25 protein-coding genes, 1 tRNA gene and 2 pseudogenes are annotated in these 25,726 nt (G+C 73.1%); 17 read left to right on the top strand and 11 right to left on the bottom strand.

From position 1 onward, the window contains the following. Positions 1 to 126: 126 nt before the first annotated feature. The 3 genes and pseudogenes from ACFWBW_RS06430 to ACFWBW_RS06420 all read right to left on the bottom strand — a co-directional run bounded on the left by ACFWBW_RS06430 (position 127) and on the right by ACFWBW_RS06420 (position 3,964). Positions 127 to 1,419, bottom strand: coding sequence for a hypothetical protein (locus tag ACFWBW_RS06430; protein WP_385368938.1), 1,293 nt, complete (start codon positions 1,417 to 1,419; stop codon positions 127 to 129). Between the two features lie 309 nt (positions 1,420 to 1,728). Continuing rightward, positions 1,729 to 2,964, bottom strand: a complete 1,236-nt coding sequence (locus tag ACFWBW_RS06425; protein ID WP_385368936.1) for a S8 family serine peptidase — start codon at positions 2,962 to 2,964, stop codon at positions 1,729 to 1,731. A gap of 140 nt (positions 2,965 to 3,104) precedes the next feature. Beyond that, positions 3,105 to 3,964 (bottom strand): annotated as a pseudogene (locus tag ACFWBW_RS06420) (integrase core domain-containing protein). A gap of 65 nt (positions 3,965 to 4,029) precedes the next feature. On the opposite strand from ACFWBW_RS06420, the gene ACFWBW_RS06415 reads away from it, so the two are divergent. Continuing rightward, a complete protein-coding gene (locus tag ACFWBW_RS06415; protein ID WP_385368934.1) occupies positions 4,030 to 5,409 on the top strand; it encodes a quinone oxidoreductase family protein in 1,380 nt (459 codons plus the stop codon). A gap of 370 nt (positions 5,410 to 5,779) precedes the next feature. Here the strand turns inward: ACFWBW_RS06415 and ACFWBW_RS06410 are convergent, their stop codons facing one another. Continuing rightward, positions 5,780 to 6,193: a GNAT family N-acetyltransferase gene (locus tag ACFWBW_RS06410; protein WP_385368932.1), complete on the bottom strand. Its 414-nt coding sequence runs from the start codon at positions 6,191 to 6,193 to the stop codon at positions 5,780 to 5,782. 153 nt (positions 6,194 to 6,346) lie between these two features. Between ACFWBW_RS06410 and ACFWBW_RS06405 the strand changes: the two genes are divergently transcribed. The 3 genes and pseudogenes from ACFWBW_RS06405 (at position 6,347) to ACFWBW_RS06395 (ending at position 7,323) form a co-directional block, all read left to right on the top strand. Next, positions 6,347 to 6,472 (top strand): hypothetical protein, encoded by a 126-nt coding sequence (locus ACFWBW_RS06405; protein WP_385368930.1) that lies wholly within the window; start codon positions 6,347 to 6,349, stop codon positions 6,470 to 6,472. Next, positions 6,456 to 6,926: pseudogene (locus ACFWBW_RS06400) on the top strand (hypothetical protein); the annotation flags it as partial. The gene ACFWBW_RS06405 and the pseudogene ACFWBW_RS06400, both read left to right, overlap by 17 nt. Before the next feature lie 82 nt (positions 6,927 to 7,008). Beyond that, positions 7,009 to 7,323 carry a hypothetical protein gene (locus ACFWBW_RS06395; protein WP_385369063.1) on the top strand — a complete coding sequence of 105 codons (315 nt, stop codon included), beginning with the start codon at positions 7,009 to 7,011 and terminating at the stop codon, positions 7,321 to 7,323. Between the two features lie 19 nt (positions 7,324 to 7,342). Here ACFWBW_RS06395 and ACFWBW_RS06390 read toward each other — a convergent pair whose 3' ends face one another. After that, positions 7,343 to 7,912 (bottom strand): hypothetical protein, encoded by a 570-nt coding sequence (locus tag ACFWBW_RS06390; protein ID WP_385368928.1) that lies wholly within the window; start codon positions 7,910 to 7,912, stop codon positions 7,343 to 7,345. 208 nt (positions 7,913 to 8,120) lie between these two features. On the opposite strand from ACFWBW_RS06390, the gene ACFWBW_RS06385 reads away from it, so the two are divergent. Continuing rightward, positions 8,121 to 8,591 (top strand): phospholipase, encoded by a 471-nt coding sequence (locus ACFWBW_RS06385; RefSeq protein WP_385368926.1) that lies wholly within the window; start codon positions 8,121 to 8,123, stop codon positions 8,589 to 8,591. A gap of 119 nt (positions 8,592 to 8,710) precedes the next feature. Here ACFWBW_RS06385 and ACFWBW_RS06380 read toward each other — a convergent pair whose 3' ends face one another. Together ACFWBW_RS06380 and ACFWBW_RS06375 are read right to left on the bottom strand one after the other, a co-directional pair. Then, positions 8,711 to 9,223 carry a LysR substrate-binding domain-containing protein gene (locus ACFWBW_RS06380; protein WP_385368924.1) on the bottom strand — a complete coding sequence of 171 codons (513 nt, stop codon included), beginning with the start codon at positions 9,221 to 9,223 and terminating at the stop codon, positions 8,711 to 8,713. Between the two features lie 205 nt (positions 9,224 to 9,428). Then, positions 9,429 to 9,614: a LysR family transcriptional regulator gene (locus ACFWBW_RS06375; RefSeq protein ID WP_385368922.1), complete on the bottom strand. Its 186-nt coding sequence runs from the start codon at positions 9,612 to 9,614 to the stop codon at positions 9,429 to 9,431. Between the two features lie 259 nt (positions 9,615 to 9,873). On the opposite strand from ACFWBW_RS06375, the gene ACFWBW_RS06370 reads away from it, so the two are divergent. After that, a complete protein-coding gene (locus tag ACFWBW_RS06370; protein WP_385368920.1) occupies positions 9,874 to 10,611 on the top strand; it encodes an AfsR/SARP family transcriptional regulator in 738 nt (245 codons plus the stop codon). A gap of 247 nt (positions 10,612 to 10,858) precedes the next feature. On the opposite strand, the gene ACFWBW_RS06365 is transcribed toward ACFWBW_RS06370, so the two are convergent. Further along, positions 10,859 to 10,931 (bottom strand) — tRNA-Arg (locus tag ACFWBW_RS06365). A 332-nt stretch (positions 10,932 to 11,263) separates the two neighbouring features. Here ACFWBW_RS06365 and ACFWBW_RS06360 point away from each other — a divergent pair. The 5 genes from ACFWBW_RS06360 (at position 11,264) to ACFWBW_RS06340 (ending at position 18,225) form a co-directional block, all read left to right on the top strand. Next, positions 11,264 to 12,883: a dynamin family protein gene (locus ACFWBW_RS06360; RefSeq protein WP_385368918.1), complete on the top strand. Its 1,620-nt coding sequence runs from the start codon at positions 11,264 to 11,266 to the stop codon at positions 12,881 to 12,883. A 4-nt stretch (positions 12,884 to 12,887) separates the two neighbouring features. Further along, positions 12,888 to 14,714 (top strand): GTPase, encoded by a 1,827-nt coding sequence (locus ACFWBW_RS06355; RefSeq protein WP_385368916.1) that lies wholly within the window; start codon positions 12,888 to 12,890, stop codon positions 14,712 to 14,714. 136 nt (positions 14,715 to 14,850) lie between these two features. Next, on the top strand, positions 14,851 to 15,258 hold the full coding sequence (locus ACFWBW_RS06350; protein ID WP_385368914.1) for a single-stranded DNA-binding protein: 408 nt from the start codon (positions 14,851 to 14,853) through the stop codon (positions 15,256 to 15,258). 68 nt (positions 15,259 to 15,326) lie between these two features. Beyond that, positions 15,327 to 16,688, top strand: coding sequence for a thioester domain-containing protein (locus ACFWBW_RS06345; RefSeq protein WP_385368912.1), 1,362 nt, complete (start codon positions 15,327 to 15,329; stop codon positions 16,686 to 16,688). A 43-nt stretch (positions 16,689 to 16,731) separates the two neighbouring features. Then, positions 16,732 to 18,225 (top strand): bifunctional phosphatase PAP2/diacylglycerol kinase family protein, encoded by a 1,494-nt coding sequence (locus ACFWBW_RS06340; RefSeq protein ID WP_385368910.1) that lies wholly within the window; start codon positions 16,732 to 16,734, stop codon positions 18,223 to 18,225. A gap of 202 nt (positions 18,226 to 18,427) precedes the next feature. On the opposite strand, the gene ACFWBW_RS06335 is transcribed toward ACFWBW_RS06340, so the two are convergent. Continuing rightward, a complete protein-coding gene (locus tag ACFWBW_RS06335) occupies positions 18,428 to 18,985 on the bottom strand; it encodes a hypothetical protein (protein ID WP_385368908.1) in 558 nt (185 codons plus the stop codon). A 188-nt stretch (positions 18,986 to 19,173) separates the two neighbouring features. Beyond that, complete coding sequence (locus ACFWBW_RS06330) at positions 19,174 to 19,443, bottom strand: hypothetical protein (protein ID WP_385368906.1); 270 nt, start codon at positions 19,441 to 19,443, stop codon at positions 19,174 to 19,176. Between the two features lie 420 nt (positions 19,444 to 19,863). Between ACFWBW_RS06330 and ettA the strand changes: the two genes are divergently transcribed. The 3 genes from ettA to ACFWBW_RS06315 are packed head-to-tail and all read left to right on the top strand — an operon-like array spanning position 19,864 to position 22,703. Beyond that, positions 19,864 to 21,528, top strand: coding sequence for an energy-dependent translational throttle protein EttA (gene ettA / locus ACFWBW_RS06325; protein ID WP_351591681.1), 1,665 nt, complete (start codon positions 19,864 to 19,866; stop codon positions 21,526 to 21,528). Positions 21,529 to 21,546: 18 nt separating this feature from the next. After that, on the top strand, positions 21,547 to 21,999 hold the full coding sequence (locus ACFWBW_RS06320) for an acyl-CoA thioesterase (RefSeq protein ID WP_385368904.1): 453 nt from the start codon (positions 21,547 to 21,549) through the stop codon (positions 21,997 to 21,999). Beyond that, positions 21,996 to 22,703, top strand: a complete 708-nt coding sequence (locus ACFWBW_RS06315) for a hypothetical protein (RefSeq protein ID WP_385368902.1) — start codon at positions 21,996 to 21,998, stop codon at positions 22,701 to 22,703. The genes ACFWBW_RS06320 and ACFWBW_RS06315 overlap by 4 nt, the downstream gene beginning before the upstream one ends. 57 nt (positions 22,704 to 22,760) lie before the next feature. Here ACFWBW_RS06315 and ACFWBW_RS06310 read toward each other — a convergent pair whose 3' ends face one another. Then, entirely contained in the window at positions 22,761 to 23,165 is a 405-nt protein-coding gene (locus tag ACFWBW_RS06310; protein WP_243334938.1) for a globin, read from the bottom strand. Between the two features lie 115 nt (positions 23,166 to 23,280). On the opposite strand from ACFWBW_RS06310, the gene ACFWBW_RS06305 reads away from it, so the two are divergent. The 3 genes from ACFWBW_RS06305 to ACFWBW_RS06295 all read left to right on the top strand — a co-directional run bounded on the left by ACFWBW_RS06305 (position 23,281) and on the right by ACFWBW_RS06295 (position 25,598). After that, positions 23,281 to 24,267, top strand: coding sequence for a methyltransferase domain-containing protein (locus tag ACFWBW_RS06305; RefSeq protein WP_385368900.1), 987 nt, complete (start codon positions 23,281 to 23,283; stop codon positions 24,265 to 24,267). Between the two features lie 90 nt (positions 24,268 to 24,357). After that, positions 24,358 to 24,735 (top strand): PadR family transcriptional regulator, encoded by a 378-nt coding sequence (locus ACFWBW_RS06300; RefSeq protein WP_385368898.1) that lies wholly within the window; start codon positions 24,358 to 24,360, stop codon positions 24,733 to 24,735. Beyond that, entirely contained in the window at positions 24,732 to 25,598 is an 867-nt protein-coding gene (locus tag ACFWBW_RS06295) for a hypothetical protein (RefSeq protein WP_385368896.1), read from the top strand. The genes ACFWBW_RS06300 and ACFWBW_RS06295 overlap by 4 nt, the downstream gene beginning before the upstream one ends. Positions 25,599 to 25,726: the final 128 nt, after the last annotated feature.

Genomic DNA, 25,726 nt, shown 5'->3' with positions numbered 1-25,726 from the left:
GGGGGGGTCGGGGGGGGGGGGGGGGGGAGCGGAGGGGGGGGGGTGGGGGGTGGGGGGGTGTAGGTTACGACTTGTTTCTCGCTCACCCCTCCCCCCCACCACCCGGGTGGAGCGGGGTCGTACGGGTCAGGCGATCGAGAAGGTGACGACCGACTGGTAGCTGTCCGCGAACATGAACGGCGGGAGCTGGATCATTCCGGCTCCGCCGATCTCGAACTCTCCACCGGTCAGGTTCTCGCCGCCCGCGGCCGCCGAGGCGACCTTCAGCGGGACGTCGGAGATCGCACCGGGCGTACCGGTGGTGCAGACGCTCGGGCTGGCCGGGTTGGTCACCTTGCAGGTCGGCTGGATGCCGATCTGCGCCGTGGCCATGGAGTGTCCGGTGACCGAGTTCAGGAACGGCGTCCGGGTCGCCGAGACGTCCCAGCCGAGGGTCCCGCCACGGAAGTCCTGGACGGCCATCGCGGTGAACTGGCCGACGACCGACTGGGACTTGCCGTTGATGGTGACCGAACCGAAGCTGACGGCGGGGTTGCCCGCCTGCGGGCCGATGGCCAGCGGGCCGGGCAGGACCTCGACGTCGACCGGGTTCTGCACGCCGGGCTGCGGAACGATGAAGATGAAGGGCTTGTACGGGGCGATCGAGCCGTCGATCTTGATCGCGTCGGCGGCCTGGTTGACGACGATGTTGCAGGTCGCGACGCCGGCCGCGGTGGCCGTGCCGGTACCCGTGTCACCCGTGGCCGTACCGTTCTTGAGCGCGGAACAGGTGACCGCGCCCGCCGGGAAGTTGGCGCCCGTGACGACGACCGCGGTGCCCGCCTCGCCGCTGTTGGGTGTCAGCTTGGTGGTGATCGGGTCCTTGGGCAGGGCCTCCACGGCCACCGAGCCGAGCGAGGCGCTCGGGCGGGGGTTGGGCGTACAGGTGGTGGTGAAGACCGAGCCCATGAGGCTGGCGTCGGTCACCGCCAGGTCCAGGGCCACCTGCACCGTGGCGCCCTCGGAGCCGTCCGGGATCGTGACGGTGCCGGAGAAGGCGGCGGGGTTGAGCGCCTGTCCGGCGATCACGTCGACCGTCTCGGGCGGGCTGACGACCGTCTGGAGGGTCGACCCGACCTTGAGGGTGATCTTGGAGACGTTCGTGGTCGTCACCGAGAAGCTGGGGATGACCGGGCTCGGGCCCGGGTCGATGGTGATCGGGACCACGTCGCCGGCCTTGGCGCCGTCGGGCAGTGTGATCGTGTAGGGCTGGGTGCCCGAACCACCCGGCTGGGGCGCCGGCGCGACGCAGTCCATCGGGACGGGCGTCGTCTTGGTCGCGGCCTGCGCGGTGCCCGACAGACCCACCACGGCGCCCGTCAGGGCCAGGGACAGAGCGCCAGCCCCGGCCAGAACTCTTCGTCGAAACGTTGTACTCACTGGGTCGCGACTCCTTCGTCATACGAACCCTCCCCCCACCCGCTGTGTGGGGGAGGTCGAGCCGGTGCGGTGGCCGACATTGACGCGTCGCGGGATTGAGAAGTCAATGACTTGCTTTCGCCCGAAGCACACAGAAATTGATGTGCCATCAGGCCGGGTGGAGCGGAGCGGCGGATACCCGTTGGCCTGCGGCCGTGCGGGTGGGGCGGGTGGGGTTTCGGACAGGGCCTCCGGAGTGGGCATCCGCAGTGGTCCGGCCGGGGTCCGCCGGGGCGGGGGAGGCGCCGCCGGCGGAGGACCCCGTACGGGCTACGGACCGGTCGGGACGTGCAGCAACAGGTTCGGTGTCCCGGCGGGCAGGGCGGTGATCCGGTCCCGCACGGAGTCCCGTACGAGAGTTTCGGCCACCTGCGCGGGCGTCTGGCGCGGGCCGCCGGCCGCCGCGCCCCGCGCCAGCACCAGCGCGGCGGCGCCCGCCACGTGCGGTGCCGCCATCGAGGTGCCGGAGGCGCGGGCGGCGGCCGTGACGGAGCCCTTCCACGCGGAGGTGACGGCCACGCCCGGGGCCGAGATGTCCACGCAGGCACCGTGGTTGGAGAAGGCGGGCCGCCGGTCCGCTGCGTCCGTCGCGCCCACGGTGAGTGCCTGCGGGACGCCGGCGGGGGAGCCGGTGCAGGCGTTCTCGCCGGCGTTGCCCGCCGCCACGGCGAAGGTGATCCCGGACGCGATCGCCCGCGTCACCGCCCGGTCGAGGGCGAAGCTGCGGCTGCCGCCCAGGCTCATGTTGGCCACGGCCGGGGTGGCGGGCGACTTGAGGGCGTCCTTCACCATCCAGTCGATGCCGCGCGTGATGGCCGACAGGGTCGCGTCCCCACGGCAGTCCGCCACCTTCACGGCGACGAGCGAAACCCCCTTGGCCACCCCGTAGGTGGCTCCGCCGACGGTCCCCGCCACGTGCGTGCCGTGACCGTTGCAGTCCGTGGCGCCTTCCATGAACACCGCGTTGGCGCCCCAGCGGGCCCGGCCGCCGAACTCCTGGTGCAGGGTGTTGATCCCGGTGTCGATGATGTACGCGGTGATCCCCGCGCCCTTGGCCGGGTACGTGTACGAGCCGTCGAGGGGCAGTTCGCCCTGGTCGAGCCGGTCCAGCGCCCAGGGCGCGGGGGCCTGGACGAGGGGGGCGACGGGGTCGTCGAGGGGCGTGTCGTCGATCCGGAAGACCGCGTCGGGCTCCACGGAGGCCACCCGGGGATCGGCGGCGAGTTCGGCGGCGCGGGCGGCGGTGGTGTGGACGGCGAAGCCGTTCAGGGCGGTGTCGTAGACGGATCCGACGCGGTCGCCGGCGGCCTCCGCCTCGGCGGCGAGGGCACGCGTGACGGCGGCCCCGGAGACGCGGGTGGCGGCGTCCTCGAGGACGACGACGTAGGGGGCGGCGGGGGCGTCGGCGGTGGCGGCCGCGGCGGAGTCGGAGTCGGAGTACGGCGGCAGGGCGGTGGCCGCCGCCAGCAGGGCGGCGGCCGGGAGCAGCGCGGTGAATGCGGTCATGCCGCCGATGCTCGGCGAGGCGCGGGCCGGCCGCGCGGAGGGTGCGCCGACTGGCCCCACGACACGCCGCCCCGGGGGGCGGCGACGCTCCCCAGAGCCTGTCGTCGAACTCCCGTCTGCCTCGGGCGACGACGGGAGTTTCACGGCAGGCCCTGGCTGTATTGCCTCGTTGGGTTGGGGACGCGGCTTGCGGGTGGTTTGCCTGCGAGTGCGGTGTGTCCGCGGTGGTGATTGCGGGAGTGGAGCCGGCCGGGGAACGCTTCGCGGCGTTCGATGTCTGACCGGTAGGGGCGGGCGTAGGCCCATTCGTCGAGCAGGGTGCGGTTGAGGCGTTCGACCTTGCCGTTGGTCTGGGGCCGGTGGGGCCGGGTTCGTTTGTGGGTGATCCCGGCCGCCGCCAGGCTGTCGCGCCAGTCGCGTGAGCGGTAGCAGGAGCCGTTGTCGGTCAGAACCCGTTCGACGGTGATCCCAGCGCCGGTGAAGAAGGCGTGGGCCCTGCGGGTCTTGCGGCCCGCTTGCCGGCCCAGGACCTTGTGTCCGCCGCCGTCGGGGACGTTGCCGAGCTTCTTGATGTCGACGTGCACGAGCTCGCCGGGTTTCTCGCGTTCGTAGCGGCGTATGACGCGCCCGGTCGCGCGCGGTCGAGGTGGGTCAGGCGGGCCAGCCGGTAGCGGGTCAGGACGCGGTGGACGGTCGAGGGGACCAGGCCGAGCGGGTGGGCGATACGGGCCGGTCCCCAGCGGCGCAGTAGGCGGACTTTGATGATCCGGCGCTCGGTCCGGGTCGGTGTCCGGCGCGGCGTGTGATGGGGACGGCTGGAGCGGTCACCCATGCCCGCTTCGCCCAGGGCGCGGTACCGGTCGGCCCATCGCTGGGCGGTGGTCGGTGAGACCTGGAAGCGTTCCTGGAAGCGTCCGGCGGCCCGGTGCAGGGGCCGGCCGTCCTCGAACCTGTTCAAGGGGTGTGACCCGGATACGGCAGAAACCCGCCAGAACTTGATCCTGGGTTGCGCTGCATCTGTTCTTCGCGCCGACGCGGGAGGAGGCGGCGTGGGCGGCGGAGCGGATGGACGCGGATGGAGATCAGCTGGCCCTGCTGCCGGTGTTGAAGTCGTACCAGCGGATGGGCCGGTTCCCGAGGCCGGAGGAGTATCCGGAGGCGGTGGTCGATTTCGTGCGCCGCGCGGTGGAGCTGCCTGAGGCTACGCCGGTTGTGGCGGGTGGCCGTACGGCGGTGCGGAAGCGGCGGGTGGTGCATTCGTCGACCCTTGACGGCCTCGGTCTCCTGTCCCAGACCCGGGTGCACAGCAGGCGTCTCAGCTCTCGGCGGGGCGGCGGGCTGGTCTGCTTGCCGGGAATCGGATCGCCGTCAACGGGGTTGGTGGGGGATGAGCCATCAACGGGGTTGGTGGGGATGAGCCGTTATTGGAGGGCCATGCGAGCGATTCAGGTGTACGAAGTGGGCGGTCCCGAGGTGCTGCAGGAGACCAGGGTGGACCAGCCGCGGCCGGGTCCGGGCGAGGCGATCGTGGAGGTCGCCGCATCCGGGGTCAACTTCCTCGACGTCTACCACCGCGAAGGCCGGTACAGCCTCCCGCTGCCCTTCACCCCGGGCGCTGAGGGCGCCGGCACGGTCGTCGAAGTCGGACCCGGCGTCGCTGACGTCGCAGTCGGGGACCGGGTCGGTTGGGTGGAGATTCCCGGCACGTATGCCGAGCGGGCCGTCGTGGACTCCTCCCGGCTGGTGCCGCTGCCCGACGACATCGGCTTCGAGACAGCCGCCGCCGTGCTCCTCCAAGGCATGACCGCGCACTATCTCGTCAAGGACGCCTACCCGGTTCAGGGGGGCGACACGGTGCTCGTGCATGCGGCTGCTGGTGGCATGGGGCTGCTTTTGACCCAGCTCATCACCCATCTCGGCGGCAGGGTGATCGGCACGACGTCGACCACGGCGAAGGCCGAGCTGGCGAAGCGTGCCGGGGCCGCTGAGGTGATCCTTTCCTCCGCAGTCGACGATCTCGCAGCCGAGGTGAGGCGGCTCAACGGCGGTCAGGGACTGCCGGTTGTCTTCGACGGCGTCGGCGCGCACACCTTCGATGCGAGCCTCGCCAGCCTGCGAACCCGCGGCCATCTCGTGCTCTTCGGCGCGGCAAGTGGTGCCGTGCCGCCGTTTGATCCGATTCGGCTCGCCCACGGCGGTTCGCTGACCCTGATCCGGCCCAGCCTCGGGGACTTCATCGCCGATCGGTCCGAACTGCTCCGACGGGCCGCCGATGTGTTCGAGTGGGTGCGCTCCAAGGCGCTTGAGGTCACCGTAACGGGCCGCTACGCATTGTCCGAGGCCGCCCAGGCCCACAGCGATCTGGAGGCTCGGCGTACCACCGGCAAGCTGCTCGTCATACCCGATGCGGCCGCTATCGGACGCGGCGAGGAGACGCAGAGCTGATCGCGGGTGACGAGGTCGGGGATCTTGGAGACTGAGATGTCGAGGGCATGGCCGACCGTCATCGCCAAGATCCCCGACACCGTCAGACACTCAGCAGGCCAAGATCAAGTTCGGACGGGTTTCTGGCGTATCCGGGTCACACCCCTGCAAGATCCCTCAGCCGAGACCTGGCTCACCCGTCCACAACCTCCCGGGACAGAACAACCAGGCCGTCTCTTTCGGATCTTGCCGGGCCCGCGACGCCTGGCACCGTGCCTGGCCGCACTGCCGAGGCGACCACGTACGTCCAGTACGGGAGCGCCCCGACAGCACGCCCAGGCACGGCGCCAGACGCCGCGGGCTCGGCCCGACAAGATCCGAAAGAGGCGACCTAGCGGGCGAAGGGCCAGCCGAGCATCCTGAAGACGCCTTCGTCGCGGGCGCCGGTCGCTCCGTACGTGGCCAGCGCGGCCTCGTTGTCCGTGTCGACGCCCACCCACATGCCGTAGCAGCCGCGCGACTCGGCCTCGGCGGCGAGCGCCTCGGTCAGGGCCCGGCCGATGCCGCGCCGGCGGTGGGCCTCGTCCACGGAGAGCTCGTAGAGGCACATCTCGGTGCCCTTGTCGGGGTGGATCATCTCGATGCCGGAGACCATGCCGACGGGTGCGCCGTCCTCGTAGGCGATTAGCATCAAGTGCCCCGGAGCGGCGAGGAACCGCTCTGACCAGTCCGCGCGGGCGGGCCCGTCGAAGAGGTCCTGCGCGGCGAGGAGTTCGGAGACCGTGCGGGCAAGGCGGATGTCCATGGCGGCGACGATAGCGCTGCCGCTGCCGTGCCGCTGCTGTGCCGGTGTCCGTGCCGGGGCCGCTGCCGGTGCCGTGCCTGTGCCGGGGCCGGAGCCGGTGTCGGATGCTGGTGGCGGTGGCGGTGGCGCGAGCGGCGACGACTGAAGGCGCCGATGGTGCTGCCGGATGAGGTGCCGACAGCGGTGGCGAGCGGGGTGACGCCAGCGGTGGTGGTGGTGGTGGTGGTGGTGGTGGCGCGAGCGGCGACGACTGAAGGCGCCGATGGTGCTGCCGGATGAGGCGCCGACAGCGCTGGCGAACGAGGCGCCGACAGCGGTGGCGAATGGGGTGACGCCAGCGGTGGCGGACGGGGTGACGCCAGGGGTGACGGGCGGGGTGGCGCCCGTGGCGACGAACGGGGTGATGCCAGCGGCGAGGACGGTGCGGGGATGGTGCCGGGGCGGGGGCCAAGGCGGTCGCGATAATGGCCGGATGAGTAATGGGGAGCACGGTTTCGACACGGAGTGGCGCGCCGCGCCGGAGCCTCTGCGCAGGGCGCTCGCCCTCGCCTACGAGGCGCTCGCGGCCGGAGGCCTCGCAGTGGGAGCGGTTCTGACGGACGCCGACGGGAAGCCCGTCGTCGAGGGGCGCAACGAGGCGTACGAGGACGGCCCGGGCACCGGGCCGCTGCGCGGCACGCCGCTCGCCCATGCCGAGATGAACGCGCTCGGTGCCGCCCGAACGGACTGGGACCTGGGCACGGCGACGCTCTGGAGCACCCAGGAGCCGTGCTCGATGTGCGCGGCGGCGGCCGAGTTCACGGGGCGTCGGCCGGGTGCGGTACCTGGCCCCGGACCCCTGGGCGCTGTCGAGCGCCAACGGCGCCGGCGCGGACGCAGACCCGGGCCGGCCGCACTGGCTGCTCGTGGCCAACGCCATGTTCCTGCGGAGCGTGGCCGTGGCCTCGGACGGCCCCGGGGAACCGCGGATCCTGACGCACCACCGAGTCGTCGAACCGGAGACCACGGCCTTCCACGACGGTCTGCCCGCGGGCCTGCCGACGGCCGCCTCGCCGGAGGACTGGCTGCGCCCCCACTGGGCCCGCCTCACGGAACTCGCGGCGGCCCGCGAGCTGCGCGCAGCTCGCTGAACCCCCGGGCGGACCCGGGTCAGGGGGACGTGGCCGACACCTGCCGGACCGGGGTGCCGTCCTGCGTGCCCGCGCCCGGGGACGGGGTGCCGTCGGTCCAGGCGTAGACCTCCTTGCCGCGCACCGTGACCTGGTACTGGTAGGTGCCCCGGCACTCGGGCCGCTCCTCGGCCCGGGTGCCCGCAGGCCACCACTTGGCCTCCAGCGCCGTCCCCGCGTGCTTGCTCGGCGTGCCCGCAGCGCACTGCGGGCCGTCCAGCGGGGTGGAGCCCAGGGTGAAGCGGAGCAGCCGCGCCTTGCCGTCGGTGCGCGCCATTATTCGCACGTCGGTCGCGTCCTTCGGCACCCAGCGCGGCAGCACCCACGTCTCCTCCCCGCGCGCGGACCTCCCGCGCGCCGGCTCTCCGATCGCCGGCTCCGCACGCGTCGGAGCGTCGGCGGCCGTCGCGAAGCGCATGCCCTTCTCCTTGAACACCTGGTCGTTGATCGTGTCGGTCAGGGGGTTGGGCGGGAGGTTGGGCAGGGCGATGGCAGCGGTGGCGAGCACTCCCACGGTGGCGGCGGCGATGACGAGAGGACGGCGGTTCATGTCTACGAGTATTCGCGGCGGAGGCCGTAGTCCGCGTCCCTCCCGAGGCTGAAGCGGATCTCTGCCGGAAGAGTGACATCGGCTCATACCTGAGTACCGTTCGCGCCCTTCCGCCCTTCCGCCCTTCCGCCCTTCCGCCCTTCCGCCCTCCCGGCGCCCGCGGCCGCCACGCCCGACACCCCGGTCGGCAGCCTTCGTTAGACGAAGCGTGCCCCGCCGCCCCGCCTCCGCCCCCGCCCTGCTCTCCGCCGCCGTGGCAGCCGTACTGGCCTTCGCGCCCCCGGCATCCGCGGCTCTGCATGCCCCGCAGGTTCCCGAGGACAAACCGCAGGTGCTGAGCGGCTGGACGCAGCCGGGCACGGTCAGCCAGGGTGCCTGGGCCGCGGCGCGCGGGAACCAGGGCGAGTGGGAGCCGTACGGCTTCGACTGGACCACGGACTACTGCACCACCTCCCCGGACAACCCCTTCGGCTTCCCCTTCCGGACGGCCTGCGCCCGGCACGACTTCGGCTACCGCAACTACAAGGCGGCGGGGGAGTTCCGGGCGGCCAAGCCCCGGCTGGACGAGATGTTCCACGCCGACCTGAAGCGGGCGTGTGCCCGCTACTCGGGCGCCCGCAAGGCCTCCTGCGACGGCACCGCGTGGACCTACTACCAGGCCGTCAAGACCTTCGAGTAGCCCTCCGGGACCGATTCCACCGGCGGCGGCGTCCGGTGCATCGCAGCGCCCGGAGCCCGGAGTGGTCCCAGGGTCTGCAGTGGTCCCAGCGTCCGCAGTGGTCTCCGGGTCTGCTGTGGTCAGAGTGAGACGGGGCCGATGTCAGCGCCGGTCCGGGCCAGTGCGCGGATGGCGGGGCTGTCGGCGGTGGAGCGCCAGACCAGCGCCAAGGGGAGCTCGGGGGCGTCGTGGATGGGCACGAAGGCGATGCCGGGGTGGCTGTTGCAGTGGGCGGCGAGCACGCCCAGCGGGTGGACGCACAGCCCGGCGGCCACCAGGGCAAGGATCTCGTGGAAGGTGTGCGCGGCGGGGCCGCGGGGTATGCGGCGGCCGAGCGGTGTGCGCGTGGGCACCATGGAAGCGACCCAGTACTCGGGCGCGCCGGGGCCGAGGTCGGCAACGCGGTTGTCGGCGAGGCCTTCCAGGGACGCGGAGCCCCGACCGGCCAGCGGATGTTCCGCCGGCACGGCCAGGACGCGGCCTCCGGTGGCCACGGTGGGGCCTACGGTCAGGTCCGGTTCGGCGACGGGCAGCCACAGCACGTTCACGTCCGTCTCCCCGGTGCGCAGGGAGGTGAACGGGTCGCTGCCCACGACCTCCGTGAACTGCACCTCGGTGCCGGGGTGCCGGGGTGCCGGGGTGGCGGCTGCGGAACGCGTCGAGGTGGGGACGCAGTTCGTAGCCGAGCATGCCGATGACGCCCAGCCGTAACCGGCCCGCTCCCAGACCGGCCGCCTCGGCGCGGGCGAGTCCCGCTCGGAGGAGGTCGTGGGCCTGCTGCAGGTCTTCGCGGAGACGTCAGCCGACCGGGGTCAGGGCCACGCGCCGGCTGGTGCGATCGAACAGTGCGGCGCCGAGGCGCCGCTCTTGTCTGCTGATGGCCTGGCTGACGCGCGCCTGGGACACGCGCAGCCGTTCGGCGGTGCGGCCGAAGTGCAGCTCCTCGGCCAGCGTCAGGAAGATCTCTATGTCCCGTAGCTCCACGAATAACTCCAGCGTTATCGATCGCCCCACCAGGCGTTTGACCAGCCGCTGGAGTGATCGCTGACCGTCCGCAGGACCGGCCTCCGCAGGCCCCGTTGGCCGCCGCCGTCGCGGACGTACGCCCTCCGCCCCTCTCAATTGCCGGACGGCGCGCGGGCGTCACGCGGTATGACCTCCCTCTCACCAGGCCTTCGGGCGACGAGAACCAGCCGGTAATGCCTAGCCTTCCGAAGGTTTGCCTGGGGAGTGGAAATGTCTGGTGTACTGCTGCGCGAGCGCGGCTTCGAGGAAGGCGACGGAGGCCCGTCGCGACTGCGGTTCCGCCTTCTCGGACCGCTGCAGACCCATCGGGGAGCGAAGGCGCTGGAGCTGGGCCGCCCAAACAACGGGCCCTGCTGGCGATGCTGTTGCTCAGGGCCCGGCATGGAGGGCGGCGCGGGCGACAGGGGACCTGTACGCGTACGAACGGCTGGCCGCCGCCGGCATCGCCGCCGCACGCAAGGGCGAGATCCTGCAGGCGGTCGGACTGCTGGAGAAGGCGCGCACGATGTCCACGGGGCCGCTCGCGGAAGGGCTCGAGGGCCCCATGCTCGACCGTGAACGGCTCTACCGCCAGGAGCGTTTCCTGGCGGACATGGAGGTGCGCGCCGAGCTGGAACTGGAGCTGGGCAGGCACCGCAACGCCGTTCCGTACCTGTACTACGCGGTGGACAAGTACCCGCTGCGGGAGCGCTTCCTGTGGCTGCTGATGCTCGCGCTCTACCGCTCGGACCGGGGCAACGAGGCACTGACGGTGTACGGCGTCCAGCGTGCCCGCGTGGTCCGGGAGCTCGGCGCGGAGCCGGGCTCGGCCCTGCGGGCGCTGCACGCGCGACTGCTGCTCCAGGACCCGCAGCTGATGGTGATGTCGGCCCTGCGCCGGGACAGCGGGGCGGCTGAGGACGAGTTCGTCCCCGCCCCGCGCCTCCTGCCGGCCCGCCGCGGCCCGTTCGGCTGACCTGGCGGCACGCCCCGGAGCTCCCCCGGGGGTTCCGGGGCTTTCGCGTGTGCGCTTCCGCCTCCGCGGTCCGGGCCCCGCGTGTGCGCTTCCGGCTCCGCGGCCCGGGCCCCGCGTCTGCGCTTCCGCCTCCGCGGTCCGGGCCCCGCGTCTGCGCTTACGCTGCCACTACGGTGGCCGCGCTAAAGTGCCCTGACCTGCACGAAAGCCCTCCGCGGGGGAGGGCTTCGGGGTGGGACGGGAAGTGTGCCCCCGGCAGGACTCGAACCTGCGGCCAAGTGCTTAGAAGGCACCTGCTCTATCCACTGAGCTACGGGGGCCGGAAGGTGGCCGTGGTGGCCTGGAGCCCCTGGACGGGGGTGGGGCTTTGGTCCGTGCCGGGTCAAGGATAGGGCTCCGGTTGCCTTGTCCCGGTTGCTTCACTCGCGTGCCACGATGTGGAGGTTCGGTGAAGCGGTCCCGATAATCGCAGGCAGGTGCGATTCTCGCACCGCTTTTGCGCCGTGGCGCCCCGGGTGTTGTGCACTCGTTATGCCTGCGCCCCACTCGTCCGGTGTGTCCGGGATGTGCTGCTGGAGTAGCGCTCGGCGCGCAGAGGACGTATAAGCTTCAAAAATGCTCCTAAATTGGGCATTCTTCGCATGTGGTGACCTTGGATGTTCGGCCTCAGCTGCTCGATGCCCTGTCCGCCCTGCGCGACCGGGTCGCGTCCGTGCGTCTGCCGCTGCCCCTGCCCGGCGCCCCCCGCGCGCGCCAGACCAGAGCCGAGCTGCTCGCGCAGCTCGACGACTATCTCGTACCCCGGCTGAAGGCGCCGGATGCGCCGCTGCTCGCCGTCGTCGGCGGGTCCACCGGGGCCGGTAAGTCCACGCTCGTCAACTCCCTCGTGGGGCGCCAAGTGAGTGAAGCCGGGGTACTCCGGCCCACGACGCGCACCCCCGTCCTCGTCTGCCATCCGGATGACCACCACTGGTTCGCCGGGGTGCGGGTGCTACCCGATCTGATGCGGGTCTGGGCCCCCCAGGACGACGAGGACACCCCCGCCTCCGCCCGCAGGCCCCGCCGGCCGGGCGGCCACCACGGGCACCCGCCCGCCACCCGCGAGGTGCGGATCGAGACCGTCTCCACCCTGCCCCGCGGCCTCGCCATCCTCGACGCCCCCGACATCGACTCCCTCGTGGTCGACAACCGCACGCTCGCCGCGCAGCTCATCTGCGCCGCGGACGTCTGGGTGATGGTCACCACCGCCTCGCGGTACGCGGATGCCGTGCCCTGGCACCTCCTGCGCACCGCCAAGCAGTACAAGGCCACTCTCGTCACCGTCCTCGACCGGGTCCCGCACCAGGTGCTCGCCGAGGTCTCCCGTCAGTACGGGGCCCTGCTCACCCGGGCCGGGCTGGGCGACGTACCCCGGTTCACGGTTCCCGAGCTGCCCGAATCGGCCGGCGGGGGCGGGCTGCTGCCCGCCAGCGCCGTGGCCCCGCTGTTCGCCTGGCTCGCGCACCACGCGCAGGACCCGGCCGCCCGCCAGTACGCCGTCGGGCGCACCGCGCTCGGCGCGCTCGACTCCCTCGGGCGCCGGATGCCGGAGCTCGCGTCGGCCGTCGCGGCCCAGCACGCCGCCGCCGTTCGGCTGACCTTCGCCGTCGAGGACGCCTACAAGCGGGAGGGCAAGCGGGTCCGGGGCCGCCTGGACCGGGGCGCCGTACTCGCCGGGGACGCGCTGACCCGCTGGCGCGGCTACCCGCTCGACACCAGCGCCGACGAACTGCTCGACTCCCTCGCGGAATCCCTCGCGGCGCTGCTCCAGTGCGCCGTCGCCGCCGCCGACGAACGCATCGCGGAGGCCTGGCGGCGCGAGCCCGCCGCCGGCGCGGTGTCCCTGCCGGCACCCGACCGGGAGGCGGCGGAACGTATCGGCATGGCCGTACGCCGCTGGCGGCGCGTGCTGGAGGAACTCGCCGAGGAAGAGGTCGCGGCGCTCGACAAGCAGCCCGCGCCCGACCCCGACGGGGTCGCCGCCCTGCTGGTCGCGGCCCTGCTCGGCGGCAAGCGGGCCCGGCCGGCCGGGGAGAAGCTCGCCGAACGGATCGGAGTGCAGGCCGCCGTACGCCTGCGCGACCGCGGCGGCGAGCTCGTCGCAGAACACCTCGACCAGGTGCTGCGCGCCGAACGCGACCGCCGCCTCGCCCCGATCGAAGCGCTCGAAGTGAGTCCCGAACCCCAGGCCGAGCTGATCGCCGCGCTGTCCGTACTGCAGAAGGAGAGGTGACGAGGTGACTGCCCTGACCGACCGCACCGACGACCGCTGGGACGACGGACTGATCGCCCGCTCGCGCCCCCGGGCCGGCGAGGACGACTGGCCCGCCAGCGGTGACGAGGAGGGCGACGAAGCACTCGTACGGGCGGTTTCCGGAGCCGGAAGCGACGGAGGCAAGGCCCCAGCGCCCCCGCTCAGCCCCGAGGCGCAGGCCCTGCGCGTCCGCCTCGACGCGCTGCGCCAGCTCATCGGGCTGTCCCGGACCAGGATCCTCGACGGAAAGACCCTCGCCGAAGCCGGACGCGTCCTGGACGAGGCGGCCGCGCGCCGCGGGCTGTCGGCCCAGCACACCGTCGTCGCCATCGCCGGAGCCACCGGAAGCGGCAAGTCCACGCTCTTCAACTCACTCGCCGGAGTGCAGATCTCCGAGACCGGACTGCGCAGGCCGACCACCGCCGCACCCATCGCGTGCAGCTGGTCCGACGGCGCCGCCGGACTGCTGGACCGCCTCGAGATCCCGGGACGGCTGCGCCGCCGCCCCCGCGAGACCTCGGAGGCCGAGGTGTTGCGCGGCATGGTCCTCGTCGACCTGCCCGACCTGGACTCGGCCGTCGGAGCCCACCGCGACCACGTGGACCGGGTACTGGCCCTGGTCGACGCGGTGGTGTGGGTGGTGGATCCGGAGAAGTACGCGGACGCCGTCCTGCACGAGCGGTACCTGCGCCCCCTGGCCGGGCACGCAGAGGTGACCTTCGTCGTGCTCAACCAGGTGGACCGGCTGCCCGGGGAATCGGCCGACCTCGTACTGGACGACCTGCGCAGGCTCCTCGACGACGACGGGATCGCGCTCGGCGAACACGGCGAGCCCGGGGCCACCGTCATCGGACTTTCCGCCCTTACGGGTGAAGGCGTCGGGGAACTGCGCGAGATGCTCGGACAGTTCACCCAGGAGAAGGGCGCCGCGACCCGCCGCATCTCGGCCGATGTCGACAAGGCCGCGGCCCGCCTGCGGCCGCTCTACGTGGCCGACGGCCACGCCGGGCCGGAGATCGGGGAGACCGCGCGCGCCGAGTTCGAGGACCGGCTCGCCGAAGCCGTCGGCGCGTACGCGGCCGGCCTCGCCGCCGAGCGGGCCTGGCGGCGCAACGCCGGAAAGGCCTGCGGCACCCCGTGGCTGCGCCTGTGGCGGTGGTACGAGAGCCGGCGCTCCCCGCGCTCGCTGGCCGGTCTCGCCGCACTGGCGGCGATCGGGCGTTCCCCGGCGGCCTTCGACCCGCCGGTCGAGGAGGAGGTGACGGCCCGCCAGCGGGTGGAACAGGCCGTACGGACCGTCGCGGACGAGGCGGTACGGGGCCTGCCCGACCCCTGGGCGCAGGCCGTGCGGGAGACCGCGGTCCGCGGCGCCGAAGGGCTGCCCCAGGCGCTGGACGAGATCGCGGTGACCCTCGGGCCGGCGGTCATGGTGCCCAGCGCCCGTCCGCCGCGCCCCTCGTGGTGGCCGGCGGCGGTGCTGGCGCAGGCGGCCATGACCCTGCTCCAGATCTTCGGCGGACTGTGGCTGGTCGGGCAGATCGCCGGGGTCCTGGAGCCGCGGCTGATGCCGCCGGTCCTGTTGATGGTGGCCGGGATCGTCGGCGGACCGCTGGTGGAGTGGGCCTGTTCGATCGGGGCCCGGGGTCCGGCACGGCGCTACGGGCAGGACGCGGAGCGGCGGCTGCGGCAGGCCGCGGCCGGCTGCGGGCGGGCCCGGGTCCTGGAGCCGGTGGCGGCCGAGCTGCTGCGCTACCGGGAGGTGCGCGAGCAGTACGCGACGGTGGCGAAGTTGTCCACAACCCGTCAGTAGTCCACAGCCTCCGGCGGGTCCCGGCCGCCCGCGCCAGCATGGTCCTACCTCGTGCGGATGGTCCGGACGGGTAGGGAACGCGGGTCCGGGCGGCGCGTGGTCGAGCGCGCCGCCGGGCCCCGGAAGGGCGGCCGGGATGAACGACACCCAGGTGACGCTGGTGGGCTACGTGGCCACACAGATCGACTACAAGGACACGCCGAGCGGACCGGCGGCCCGGTTCCGCTTCGCGGTCACCCCTAGGTACTACGACCGGAAGAAGGAGACCTGGGCGGACGCGCCCACCAGCTTCTACACGGTGTGGGCCCGGCGCGGCCTCGCTGTGAACCTCGCCGGATCCGTTTCCGTCGGAGAACCGCTGGTGGTCCACGGGAGGCTGCGGGTGAGGGAGGACCCGCCCGACGGGGAGGGCAACCGGTGGTTCTCGGCCGACATCGACGCGACCGCCATCGGGCACGACCTGAACCGCGGCACGGCCGCCTTCCGGCGGGTCGTCAGGACGGACGTGCCTCTGATGGCCACTCAGAAGGCGGCGGTGGTCTGAGTGTTCGAGGAGGCTAGGATTCCCCGGTACTCATGTGCACCTGGGCCTTCGGCCCGAAGGGGAAGACTGTGTCGATTGGCGTTCCCGCACCCTCCGCTCCTGCCGCCGTCGTCGGCGTCGCTCCTGCCGGCGCTCCGGGCGGTGTTCCGGTTCCCGCTGCCGCACGGGCCTGCGGCGCACCGGCGACGCGCACCGCGGTCGCCGCGGCCATACGGGGCTCCGTACGGCGGCCGATCGCGCTGGCCCTGCTCGCCGCCGCGCTGGCCGGGGCCCCGGGGGCGGTGGCCGCCGCCGACTCCGGCCCGGCCGCACCCCGGACGCCGGAGGGAGCCAGCGCCGTCCTGGACGGGCTGAAGACCTACGGACAAGCGGTCCTGCGCGGCACGGACGGAACCGTGCGGCAGATCCCGGCGGGGCTGTACGAGATGCGGGTCGACGGCGGCGGCATGCTCCAGACGTACGGAGTCGGCGTCACGGGCGACGCGCAGCCCCAGGCCCGGTTCACGGAGATCGGGTGGAACGGCACACCCCTCGCCGGGAACGGCGACGCGGGCAGGATCCGCTGGGTGCTGGAGCACTCCTACCCCCAGCTGAACGATCTGGCCGGGCTCGCCAAGGCGGCCGGAGCGGCGGCGCTCACCGCGGAGAGCGCCGCGGCCGGGACCCAGGTGGCGATCTGGCGGCTGGCCGAGGGCGTGTCGGTGGAGGCCCTCGACCCGGCCGCGGAGAAGCTGGCCGACTACCTCCAGCGGGCGGCGCGGCGGCTGCCCGAACCGCCGGCGTCCCTCGCGGTGGACCCCGGCGAGGTGTCGGGGCCGCTGGGCACCCGGATCGGTCCGGTCACCGTGCGAACGGGTGCGCAGAGCGTGAGCGTGACCCCGGACGCGGCGGCCGTGGCCATGGGGGTGCGGGTCGTGGACGCGCAGGGCCTGCCGGTCACCTCCGCCGTCAACGGCGCGAAGCTCTTCTTCCAGGTGCCCGAGGGGACGCCGGACGGCAGCGCCGAGGTCACCCTCCGCGGGTCCACCCGGGTACCGGTCGGCCGGGTCTTCACCAGCGGGGTCCCGGCGCAGGTCCAGATCGTGGCCGGCTCCAGCCAGTCCGCCACCGTGGCCACGGCGACGGCGAAGTGGCCGCGCCTCCCCGCCGCCGCCCGGCCGTCCGGCGGCTCGGCTTCGCCCGGGGCGATGACCGCGCTGGGGGCCCCGGGGTCGCAGGGTGCCCCGGGTGCGCTGTCGGCGTCCGCGCCGGCCGCGGATCCGGACACCTCCGGGGAACGGCTTGCCGCCAGCGGCAGTTCGGCGGCCACCCCGGTGATCGCCTCCCTCGCCGTGGGCCTGGTCGTCCTGGGCGGCCTGGTCGTCCTCCTCCTGCGCAAGCGCCCCCTGGAGGACGGCCCCGGCCCGGAACGGTCGACCCATCCGGAGTAGGCCGTCTCTGATTTGGATCCGGGCGTTCGGGTAGGGGCAGAGGATGTCTGATCAAGAGCTGACCTGGCGGGGCGCGGTCGCACGAGGGGACCGGTGGCTGTTCGACGTGGTGGCCCGGCGGCACTGGCCCGGGGCCGACCGGGTGCTGCCGCGGCTCGGGCGGGCCGCGAACCACGGGCTGCTCTGGGGCGGCGCCGCCGTCGGGATCGCCGTCCTCGGCTCAGCCGGGGCCCGCAAGGCGGCCGTGCGCGGGGCCGCTTCGCTGGCACTGGCCTCCGCGACCATCAACACCGTCGGCAAGTGGTCCGTACGCCGGCCGCGCCCGGTGCTGGACGGGGTGCCCGCCGTGCGGCAGCTCACCACACAGCCGCGGACCACCTCCTTCCCCTCGGGGCACGCCGCGTCCGCGTTCGCCTTCACCGCCGGAGTGGCGCTGGAGTCCCCGCTCTGGGGCGCCGTACTGGCCCCGGTCGCCGCCTCCGTGGCGTTCTCGCGGGTGTACACCGGCGTCCACTACCCCTCGGACGTGGCCGCGGGCGCCGCGCTGGGGGTCGCGGCCGGGTTCGTCGTCCGCCGGCTCACCCGGGACGCAGAGGTGGCCCGGATCGTCCCCGGCGACGAGCGCGCCGCCGTGGGGGCGCCCGCGCTGCCCGACGGGTCCGGGCTCACGGTGGTGGTCAACACCGGGTCCGGCACGGCCGCCACGACGGGGCTCGACGTACTGCTGCGGGAGCGGCTGCCGAAGGCCGAGCTCGTCGAGTGCCAGGGGCCCGACCTCACCGGGGAACTGGCCGCGGCCGCCGAGCGGGCCACCGTGCTCGGCGTGTGCGGCGGCGACGGCACCATAAACGCCGCCGCCACCGCCGCACTGCGCGCCGGGATCCCCCTGGCGGTGTTCCCCGGCGGCACGCTCAACCACTTCGCGCTCGACCTCGGACTCGCCGGGATCGAGGACACCTGCCGGGCCGTGGCGGCCGGCCACGCGGTCCACATCGGCGTCGGCCGCTTCACCCCGGGCCCCGGCCCGGACCCCGAGGACACCCGGGCCGGGTACTTCCTGAACAACTTCAGCATCGGGGCCTACCCGGAGCTGCTCGGCCACCGGCTCCGCTGGGCCCCCCGGATCGGCGGCGGCCCCGCCGCCCTCCTGGCGGCCTGGCGGGTGCTGCGCGCCGAGCGCCCCGTACGGCTCAAGCTCGCCGGGAAGCCGCGCAGCGTCTGGCTGCTCTTCGCGGGCAACGGCACCTACCAGGGCACGGGCCCGGCGCCCCGTTACCGCAAGAGCCTGGGCGAGGGCCTGCTCGACGTACGCCTGGTCCACGGCGGCGGCCGCCCCGGCCCCCGGCTGCTCGCCGCGGCCTTCGCGGGCCCGCTCACCCGCTCCCCGGTCCACGTGGCCACCCGGCTGCGCAGCCTGCGCGTGAGCGACATCCCCGACGGCACCCCGCTGGCCTACGACGGCGAATACGCCCAGGCCCCCACGGCCCTGGTCCTGGACGAGCTCCCGGACGCCCTCACGGTCTACCGCCCCCGCTGACCCCCACGGGCACCCGGTTCCGCCCGGCCTCGGCCCCGGCCCCGGCCCCGGACCGGCCGCGGCACGGCCTGGCCACCCGGCCCCGATCCGCGCACCCGGCCCCGCCAGCCCCGGCCCCGGCAGCCCGGGCCCCGGCCTTGCCCGGGCCCCGGCAGCCCGGGCCCCGGCCTTGCCCGGGCCCCGGGCTCCGGCCCGCGCGCACTCACACCATGCCGAGATCCGCCCGCATGGCGCCCCGCATGACCTCAGAGCGCTCCGTGAGCCCGAGCAGCTCGGCATGGATCTCCTCGAAGGAGCAGTTCGGCCCGGGAGCCCCCTCGGCCAGCCGCATCGTGCGGGCGTAGGCCCCCGTCATGCCCCGGGTCATCGAGTCCAGCTCCGTGAGGACGGCGGCGGAGGCGATCATCTGCGCCTCCGCGAAGGCGGCGTGATGCCCGCCACGGGCCTCCTCCAGCGCCGCCCGTGCGGTCGAGGGCGGCTCCGCCGGATCGGCCTGCGCGTTGTGGACGACCCAGAGGAAGGACATGAGCGCGATCCGGTAGCGCCGGTACGCGGCGTTCGTCGCCGCGTAGCACTCCCGCCTGCGGTCGAGCTCCGCCAGCTGCTGCTCCCGGGCCCACCCCACCTGCGCGACCCGCTGCTCCCGCTCGAACTGCGCCGCCTGCACCCGCGCCACCATCCGCTGCGAAAGCACCGTCGCCAGCAAAGTCCCGGCCACACCGACCACGGCCGCGCCGAGCGCGATCAGTCCGCTGTCCATACGTCCCCCCACCTCGGCCGCAGCCCCCCGGCCGCGCCCTCGTCGATGGCATCCTGCCGTGCGGCGCAAGACCTCGGGGTGGTTTCGCGAGATGGTGTCGATCCTGCAGAAACGGTCCCCATCGAGGGTTGCCAAACAAGCCGCGGAAGCGGTCGACCCCGGCTGACGCGGGGGGAGGACCGCCAGGACTAGCCGGCGTTGTTCTCCGCGTGCACCCACGCCAGCTGCGCATCGCTGAGCGGGGGGTCGAACCCCTCGGGGAACATCAGCATGAGTGGCTGCGGCCACGTGTTCCGCGGCCCGTGGTCCGCGCAGTGCAGGGCGAGGAGATGAGGTCCTTCCCCGCAGGACTCGTGCCAGTAGGTCTGGTCATGCGCCTGGCAGAAGGACCAGAACCTCTCACAGTCGTCCTCGTCGGTCGGCTCGTAGAAGCCGGGATCGCGGACGATGCTGGTCACCCGCTCCTGCCGGTTGAACCGGGGGATGGGGCGGGGGTCACACCACAGCAGTCGGGGAGGGAGCACGTGCCCCATCCTGCCCCGAGGTCGCCCCCTCGGGGCCACCGGATGGTCGGCCACTCCCGAATCCTGGGGGCGCTCACCTGCAAGAACGGATCCCACTACGACTGCCGCGAGGCCGTCCCCAGGCCGTCCCCAGGCCGTCCCCAGGCCGTCCCCAGGCCGTCCCCGGGCCGTCGGAGGGGCCCCGGGGACGGCCGAGGACGATCAAGGGCGACCGACGACGACCGCGATCGTCAGGTACCCCTCCGGCCGGTGCCCAGGTCAGGGCGCCAGGACCATACGGGTTTCCCCCCGGGGATGGACGTCAGGCAAGATGGGGTGTATCTGCCCACCCATCGATCTGCCGGACGGTTTCTCTTGGCTGAGTTCATCTACACCATGCGCAAGACGCGCAAGGCGCACGGCGACAAGGTGATTCTTGATGACGTCACCCTGAACTTCCTGCCCGGCGCGAAGATCGGTGTGGTCGGCCCCAACGGCGCCGGTAAGTCCACCGTCCTCAAGATCATGGCGGGGCTGGAGCAGCCTTCCAACGGCGAGGCGTACCTGTCTCCCGGCTTCACCGTCGGCATCCTCATGCAGGAGCCCAAGCTCGACGAGTCGAAGACGGTCCTGGAGAACGTCCAGGACGGTGCGGCCGACATCATGGCCAAGCTGAAGCGCTTCAACGAGGTCGCCGAGGAAATGGCGACCGACTACACCGACGCGCTGCTGGACGAGATGGGCAAGCTCCAGGAGGTCCTGGACCACGCCAACGCCTGGGACCTCGACGCCCAGCTCGAGCAGGCCATGGACGCCCTGGGCTGCCCGCCCGGCGACTGGCCCGTCACCAACCTCTCCGGTGGCGAGAAGCGCCGCGTCGCGCTCTGCAAGCTGCTGATCGAGGCCCCGGACCTGCTCCTCCTCGACGAGCCCACCAACCACCTCGACGCCGAGTCGGTGAACTGGCTGGAGCAGCACCTTTCGCAGTACAAGGGTGCCGTCGTGGCCGTGACCCACGACCGGTACTTCCTGAACAACGTCGCCGAGTGGATCCTCGAGCTCGACCGCGGCCGCGCCCACCCGTACGAGGGCAACTACTCCACCTACCTGGAGAAGAAGGCCACGCGTCTCAAGGTCGAGGGCCGCAAGGACGAGAAGCGCCAGAAGCGCCTCAAGGAAGAGCTCGAGTGGGTGCGGTCGAACGCCAAGGGGCGTCAGACCAAGTCCAAGGCCCGCCTCGCCCGCTACGAGGAGATGGCCGCCGAGGCGGACAAGATGCGGAAGCTGGACTTCGAGGAGATCCAGATCCCGCCGGGCCCGCGTCTGGGCTCGATTGTGGTCGAGGTCAACAACCTCAACAAGGCGTTCGGTGACAAGGTCCTGGTCGACGACCTGTCCTTCACCCTGCCGCGCAACGGCATCGTGGGCATCATCGGCCCGAACGGCGCCGGCAAGACCACCCTCTTCAAGATGCTCCTGGGTCTGGAGGCGCCGGACTCCGGCTCCGTCAAGATCGGCGAGACCGTCAAGATCTCGTACGTCGACCAGAGCCGCGCCAACATCGACCCCAAGAAGTCCCTCTGGGCCGTCGTGTCGGACGAGCTGGACTACATCAACGTCGGCCAGGTCGAGATGCCGTCGCGCGCGTACGTCAGCGCCTTCGGCTTCAAGGGTCCGGACCAGCAGAAGGCCGCCGGCATCCTCTCCGGTGGTGAGCGCAACCGCCTCAACCTGGCGCTGACGCTCAAGGAGGGCGGCAACCTGCTGCTCCTCGACGAGCCCACCAACGACCTCGACGTCGAGACCCTGTCCTCGCTCGAGAACGCGCTCCTCGAATTCCCCGGTGCGGCCGTGGTCATCTCCCACGACCGCTGGTTCCTGGACCGGGTCGCCACGCACATCCTGGCGTACGAGGGCGAGTCCAAGTGGTACTGGTTCGAGGGCAACTTCGAGTCGTACGAGAAGAACAAGGTCGAGCGGCTCGGCGCGGACGCGACCCGTCCGCACCGCGCCACCTACAAGAAGCTCACCCGAGGCTGAGGGCCGAGGAAACGGGTCATGGCCAGACACCACTACCGATGCCCCCTCCGCTGGGCGGACATGGACGCCTTCGGGCACGTCAACAACGTCGTCTTCCTCCGCTATCTGGAGGAGGCGCGGATCGACTTCATGTTCCGCCTCGCGCCGGGGGAGGGCAGTGAGTCCTTCACCGGCGGTTCCGTCGTGGCCCGTCACGAGATCGACTACAAGCTGCCCCTCGTGCACCGTCACGAGCCGGTGCTCATCGAGTCCTGGGTGACCCGGATAGGCGCCGCGTCCCTGACCATCCGCTACGAGGTCAAGGACGAGGCGACCGAGGACGGGCCCGAGACGGTCTACGTGCGCGCCGAGACCGTGGTCGTGCCCTACAACCTCGCCGAGGGGCGGCCCCGCCGCATCACGGCCGAGGAGAAGCTCTTCCTCCAGGAGTACCTGGACGAGCCGAAGAAGGCACAGGGCATCGCGGCATGAACGAGCAGCTGCACTTCGCCGACTCCGGCGAGGCGGCGGACCTCGCCGCCTTCCTGGGCCGGCTGGTGCACTACGACCGCGCCGCCGCCGTCCGCCTGCAGGCGCAGGCCGGCGGCGGCGCGCTCGCCGTCTTCGGACGGCCGCCGTCCTTCGACGTCCTGGCCGTCCGCACGGTGCGGCTCGCCGCGCCGCTGTCCGCTCCGCTCGACCTGACCGTCTCGGCCGGGGAGCTGCTGGAGTCCGTGGACGAGGGCGAGCGGGCCGGCGCCGTCGTCCCGGCGGCCGTCACCGGACCGCCCTGGGCGGGTGTGCTCCCGCCCCGCGGCGGCTGGACCCCGGTGGCCGGACTGCCCGGCCCCGAGGCGATGGCCAAGGCCCTGGCGGCCGCCGTCGCCGAGTTCCGGGCCCGCGACGAGGCCCTGCCCCCGCAGCACCGGACCCGCTCCGAGCGCGACCGCATCGGCCGCGAGATCTGGTCCCGCACGCTGGGGGACACCGAACTTCCGCTGCGCGCCGTGCACGCCGCGCAGTCCCTGGGCTTCCTGCGGCCCGTACGGTCCACCGTGCCCGCCGCACCCGCCGGAGCCCCCGAGCCGGTGGCGCTGTTCGCCTCCGGCGGCTGGCTGCGGCTGCGCACCCCGTACGGGTCCGTGGCCACGCGCCGCCCGGGAGGCCTCGGCACCCTGCTCGTCCGGCCCGTCTAGGCCGTCTCCTGCGGAGCGGCCGCGCCGTACGGGACCCCGCGCGGGATCCCGTACGGGCTAGCCCGCAGTGTTGATCATCGACGCGGCGGCGTACGTCAGGTACCGCCACAGCTGCGCCTCGTGCTCCGGCGCGAGGGCGAGTTCGTCCACCGCCACCCGCATGTGGGCCAGCCACGCGTCGTGCGCGGCGGCGTCCACCTGGAAGGGTGCGTGCCGCATGCGCAGGCGCGGGTGGCCGCGGTTCTCGCTGTAGGTGTTCGGGCCGCCCCAGTACTGCATCAGGAACAGTGCGAACCGCTCCTCGGCGGGACCGAGGTCCCCCTCCGGGTACATCGGGCGCAGCAGCGGGTCCTCGGCGACCCCCTGGTAGAAGCGGTGGACCAGTCGGCGGAAGGTGTCCTCGCCGCCCACAAGTTCGTAGAAGGTCTGCTCCTGGACCGTGCCCCGCGGAATCTCATTCACCCGACCATCGTCTCAGACGCCCGGACGGAGGACCCCGGTCCTAGGACCTCCGGGACCCGCTCCGCGCGCTCGCGGCGCGGTCGCACCCGGGCGGTGTCCGCAGGACAGTGGAGACATGGGCGCACACGCCGAGGTACGCGACGTGCGGGAGACCGCGCACGCCGCCCAGGTGCGGGAGCTGACCGCCGCCGGGGCGCTGGAGGATCCGCGCTGGCGGGAGGCCTTCGCCGCCGTGCCCCGGCACGTGTTCGTCCCGTACTTCTACACCGGCCGCGGCGCCGGCCACGAGCGGCTCTGGGCCGAGGACCCCGACCCCGAACAGTGGACCCGCTGGCTGCGCGGGGTCTACACCGACGCCCCGCTCGCCACCCGGCTGCGCGACGGCGAGCTGGTCTCCTCCAGCAGTCAGCCCTCGCTGATGGCGAAGATGCTGGAGGCCCTGGACGTCCGCGACGGGGACAGCGTGCTGGAGATCGGCGCGGGCACCGGCTACAACGCGGCCCTGCTGTGCCACCGGCTCGGCGACGGGCTGGTCACCACCGTGGACCTGGACGAGGAGATCACCGAGTCGGCGCGCGCGCACCTGGACCGGCTCGGGTACCACCCGGCCGTGGTCACCGGCGACGGGGCGCGCGGCTGCCCGGCCCGCAGCCCCTTCGACCGGATCCTGGTGACCTGCACGATCCCGCTGATCCCGCCCGCCTGGCTGGGCCAGTGCCGGCCCGGCGCCCGGATCCTGGCCCCGCTGTCGACCGGGCTGATCGCGCTCACGGTGCGGGACGCCGCGTTCGCCGAGGGCCGCTTCCTGCACACCCCGGCCTACTTCGTGCCGCTGCGCGGGGCAACGGCCGCGCCGCCGGGCACGTACGGGATGCCGCAGGGGCTCCCGTACGAGCTGGTGGAGAACGAGCGCTTCCAGTTCATGCTCGTGCTGACCTCGGGCGCCCTGCACCCGAGGGAGGCGCTGGACCTGTGGCGGCGCGAGGACCGGCCGGCGCGCGAGCGCTTCGGGGTGACGGTCGGCGACGCCGGGCAGTGGTCCTGGCTCGACGACCCCCAGGGGCCCTACGTGTGGCCCCTGGGGGAGGCGGGCCGGTCGTAGGCGGGCCAGTCGGAGGCGGGCCAGTCATGGGCGGAGGCCCCTCATAGGTCGGCTATCGACATATATCGGCTGCCGAGCTATGGTCGGAGTGTGAATGATCAAGCTCTCCGCGAGCCGACCCTGCTGATCCTCACGGCGATCGCCGATGCCCCGCGGCACGGATACGCGATCGCCCAGGAGGTCGAGAAGATTTCGGAAGGCCGCACCAAGATGCGGACCGGAACGCTCTACGGAGCCCTGGAGCGGCTCCTGGAACAAGAACTCATCGCCGTCCACGAGGAAGAGGTGGTCGACGGCCGCAGGCGGCGCAGCTACGCACTGGCCCCCCGCGGCCGGGAGACCCTGGCCGCCGAGGCGGCCCGGCTCGCGCGCACCGCACAGGAGGCCACCCGGCGGCTGGGACTCGGCGGGTCCGCCGCCTCCCTCGGCACCGCCCTCCGCGTTCGCCGCACGGCGGTGGGCACGTGAGCGCGCTGCTGAAGCTGTATCCCGCCGCCTACCGGCGGGAGTTCGGCGACGAGATCGCCTACGCGTACCAGGAGGCCACGAGCGGGGCGGGGGTGCCCGCCCGGGTGCGGGAAGGCGCCGACGTGGCCGGGCACGCCCTGCGCATGCGGCTCGGCCTGGGCTCCGCGGGACGCCCCGGCCGGCTCCTGGCGGCGCTGGCGCCGTTCTCCCTGGTCGCTCTCGGGGCCGCCGCGTCGAGCTGGGCCGGACTGATGCGCAACGTCTTCTTCGTCGTGGGACCGGACGAGATCGGTCCGGGCTTCGTGGGGACGGTGGCGGCCTACCTCGTCATGCTGATCGGCGTGTTCCTCGCGCTGGCCGGCCGCTGGTCGGCGGGCAGTTGGACCGTGCTGGCGGGAGCGGTGGCCGTGCTCGTGGCCATTGCGGTCCGGATGGGCATAGGCACCTCCGCGCTCTTCGCCGGGCCGGTGCTCGCCCTGGCCCTGGTGGCGGTGGCCTGTCCACCGGACCTGAGGCCGGCTCCCCGCATCCGCACGCGGGCCGGGGTGCTCGCGGTGATGGCGTGGACGCTGGTGCTGACGAGCGCCGTGATGCTGGTCCCGCTGGTGTATCCGGTCACCCAGCTGCGCTTCGCCGTACCGGTGGCCGCCGGACTGCTGCTGGCCGGACGGCAGGCCTTCGCCCGGCTGCGCACCGCGCCGGCCGTCCTGCTCGCGGGGCTGCCGTTCCTGTACTTCGGCGCCGCGCCCGGGACGGTGCCCCCGCTCGCCCTCGTCGGTCTGCTCGTCCTGCTTCTGGTCGCCGCCGCGGTGGTGAGCGTCCGGAGCCGGCGGAGCGCGCGGGATCCGCTGGTCGGCGGCTGAGCACCCCGAACGCGGCGAAGCCCCCCGGTCACACCGGAGGGGGTGCCCCCCTTCCTCTCCGCGGTGTCTTTCCTTTCCGCCCCCTCCCACCCCTGCCCTTTTTTCCCCCACAACCTCCCCCCCTTCCC

Source organism: Streptomyces sp. NPDC059957, from assembly GCF_042730015.1.
Taxonomy (GTDB): domain Bacteria; phylum Actinomycetota; class Actinomycetes; order Streptomycetales; family Streptomycetaceae; genus Streptomyces.
This window is presented reverse-complemented; position numbering and strand designations above follow the sequence as displayed.

Coding starts and splice junctions, on each gene's coding strand:
- ACFWBW_RS06410 (WP_385368932.1), bottom strand. CDS start 6,193: ATGGACATCCGCCTTGCCCGCACGGTCTCCGAACTCCTCGCCGCGCAG.
- ACFWBW_RS06305 (WP_385368900.1), top strand. CDS start 23,281: ATGGGCGCACACGCCGAGGTACGCGACGTGCGGGAGACCGCGCACGCC.
- ACFWBW_RS06405 (WP_385368930.1), top strand. CDS start 6,347: ATGGTGCTGCCGGATGAGGTGCCGACAGCGGTGGCGAGCGGGGTGACG.
- ACFWBW_RS06320 (WP_385368904.1), top strand. CDS start 21,547: ATGGCCAGACACCACTACCGATGCCCCCTCCGCTGGGCGGACATGGAC.
- ACFWBW_RS06350 (WP_385368914.1), top strand. CDS start 14,851: ATGAACGACACCCAGGTGACGCTGGTGGGCTACGTGGCCACACAGATC.
- ACFWBW_RS06340 (WP_385368910.1), top strand. CDS start 16,732: ATGTCTGATCAAGAGCTGACCTGGCGGGGCGCGGTCGCACGAGGGGAC.
- ACFWBW_RS06415 (WP_385368934.1), top strand. CDS start 4,030: ATGGACGCGGATGGAGATCAGCTGGCCCTGCTGCCGGTGTTGAAGTCG.
- ACFWBW_RS06335 (WP_385368908.1), bottom strand. CDS start 18,985: ATGGACAGCGGACTGATCGCGCTCGGCGCGGCCGTGGTCGGTGTGGCC.
- ACFWBW_RS06425 (WP_385368936.1), bottom strand. CDS start 2,964: ATGACCGCATTCACCGCGCTGCTCCCGGCCGCCGCCCTGCTGGCGGCG.
- ACFWBW_RS06390 (WP_385368928.1), bottom strand. CDS start 7,912: ATGAACCGCCGTCCTCTCGTCATCGCCGCCGCCACCGTGGGAGTGCTC.
- ACFWBW_RS06315 (WP_385368902.1), top strand. CDS start 21,996: ATGAACGAGCAGCTGCACTTCGCCGACTCCGGCGAGGCGGCGGACCTC.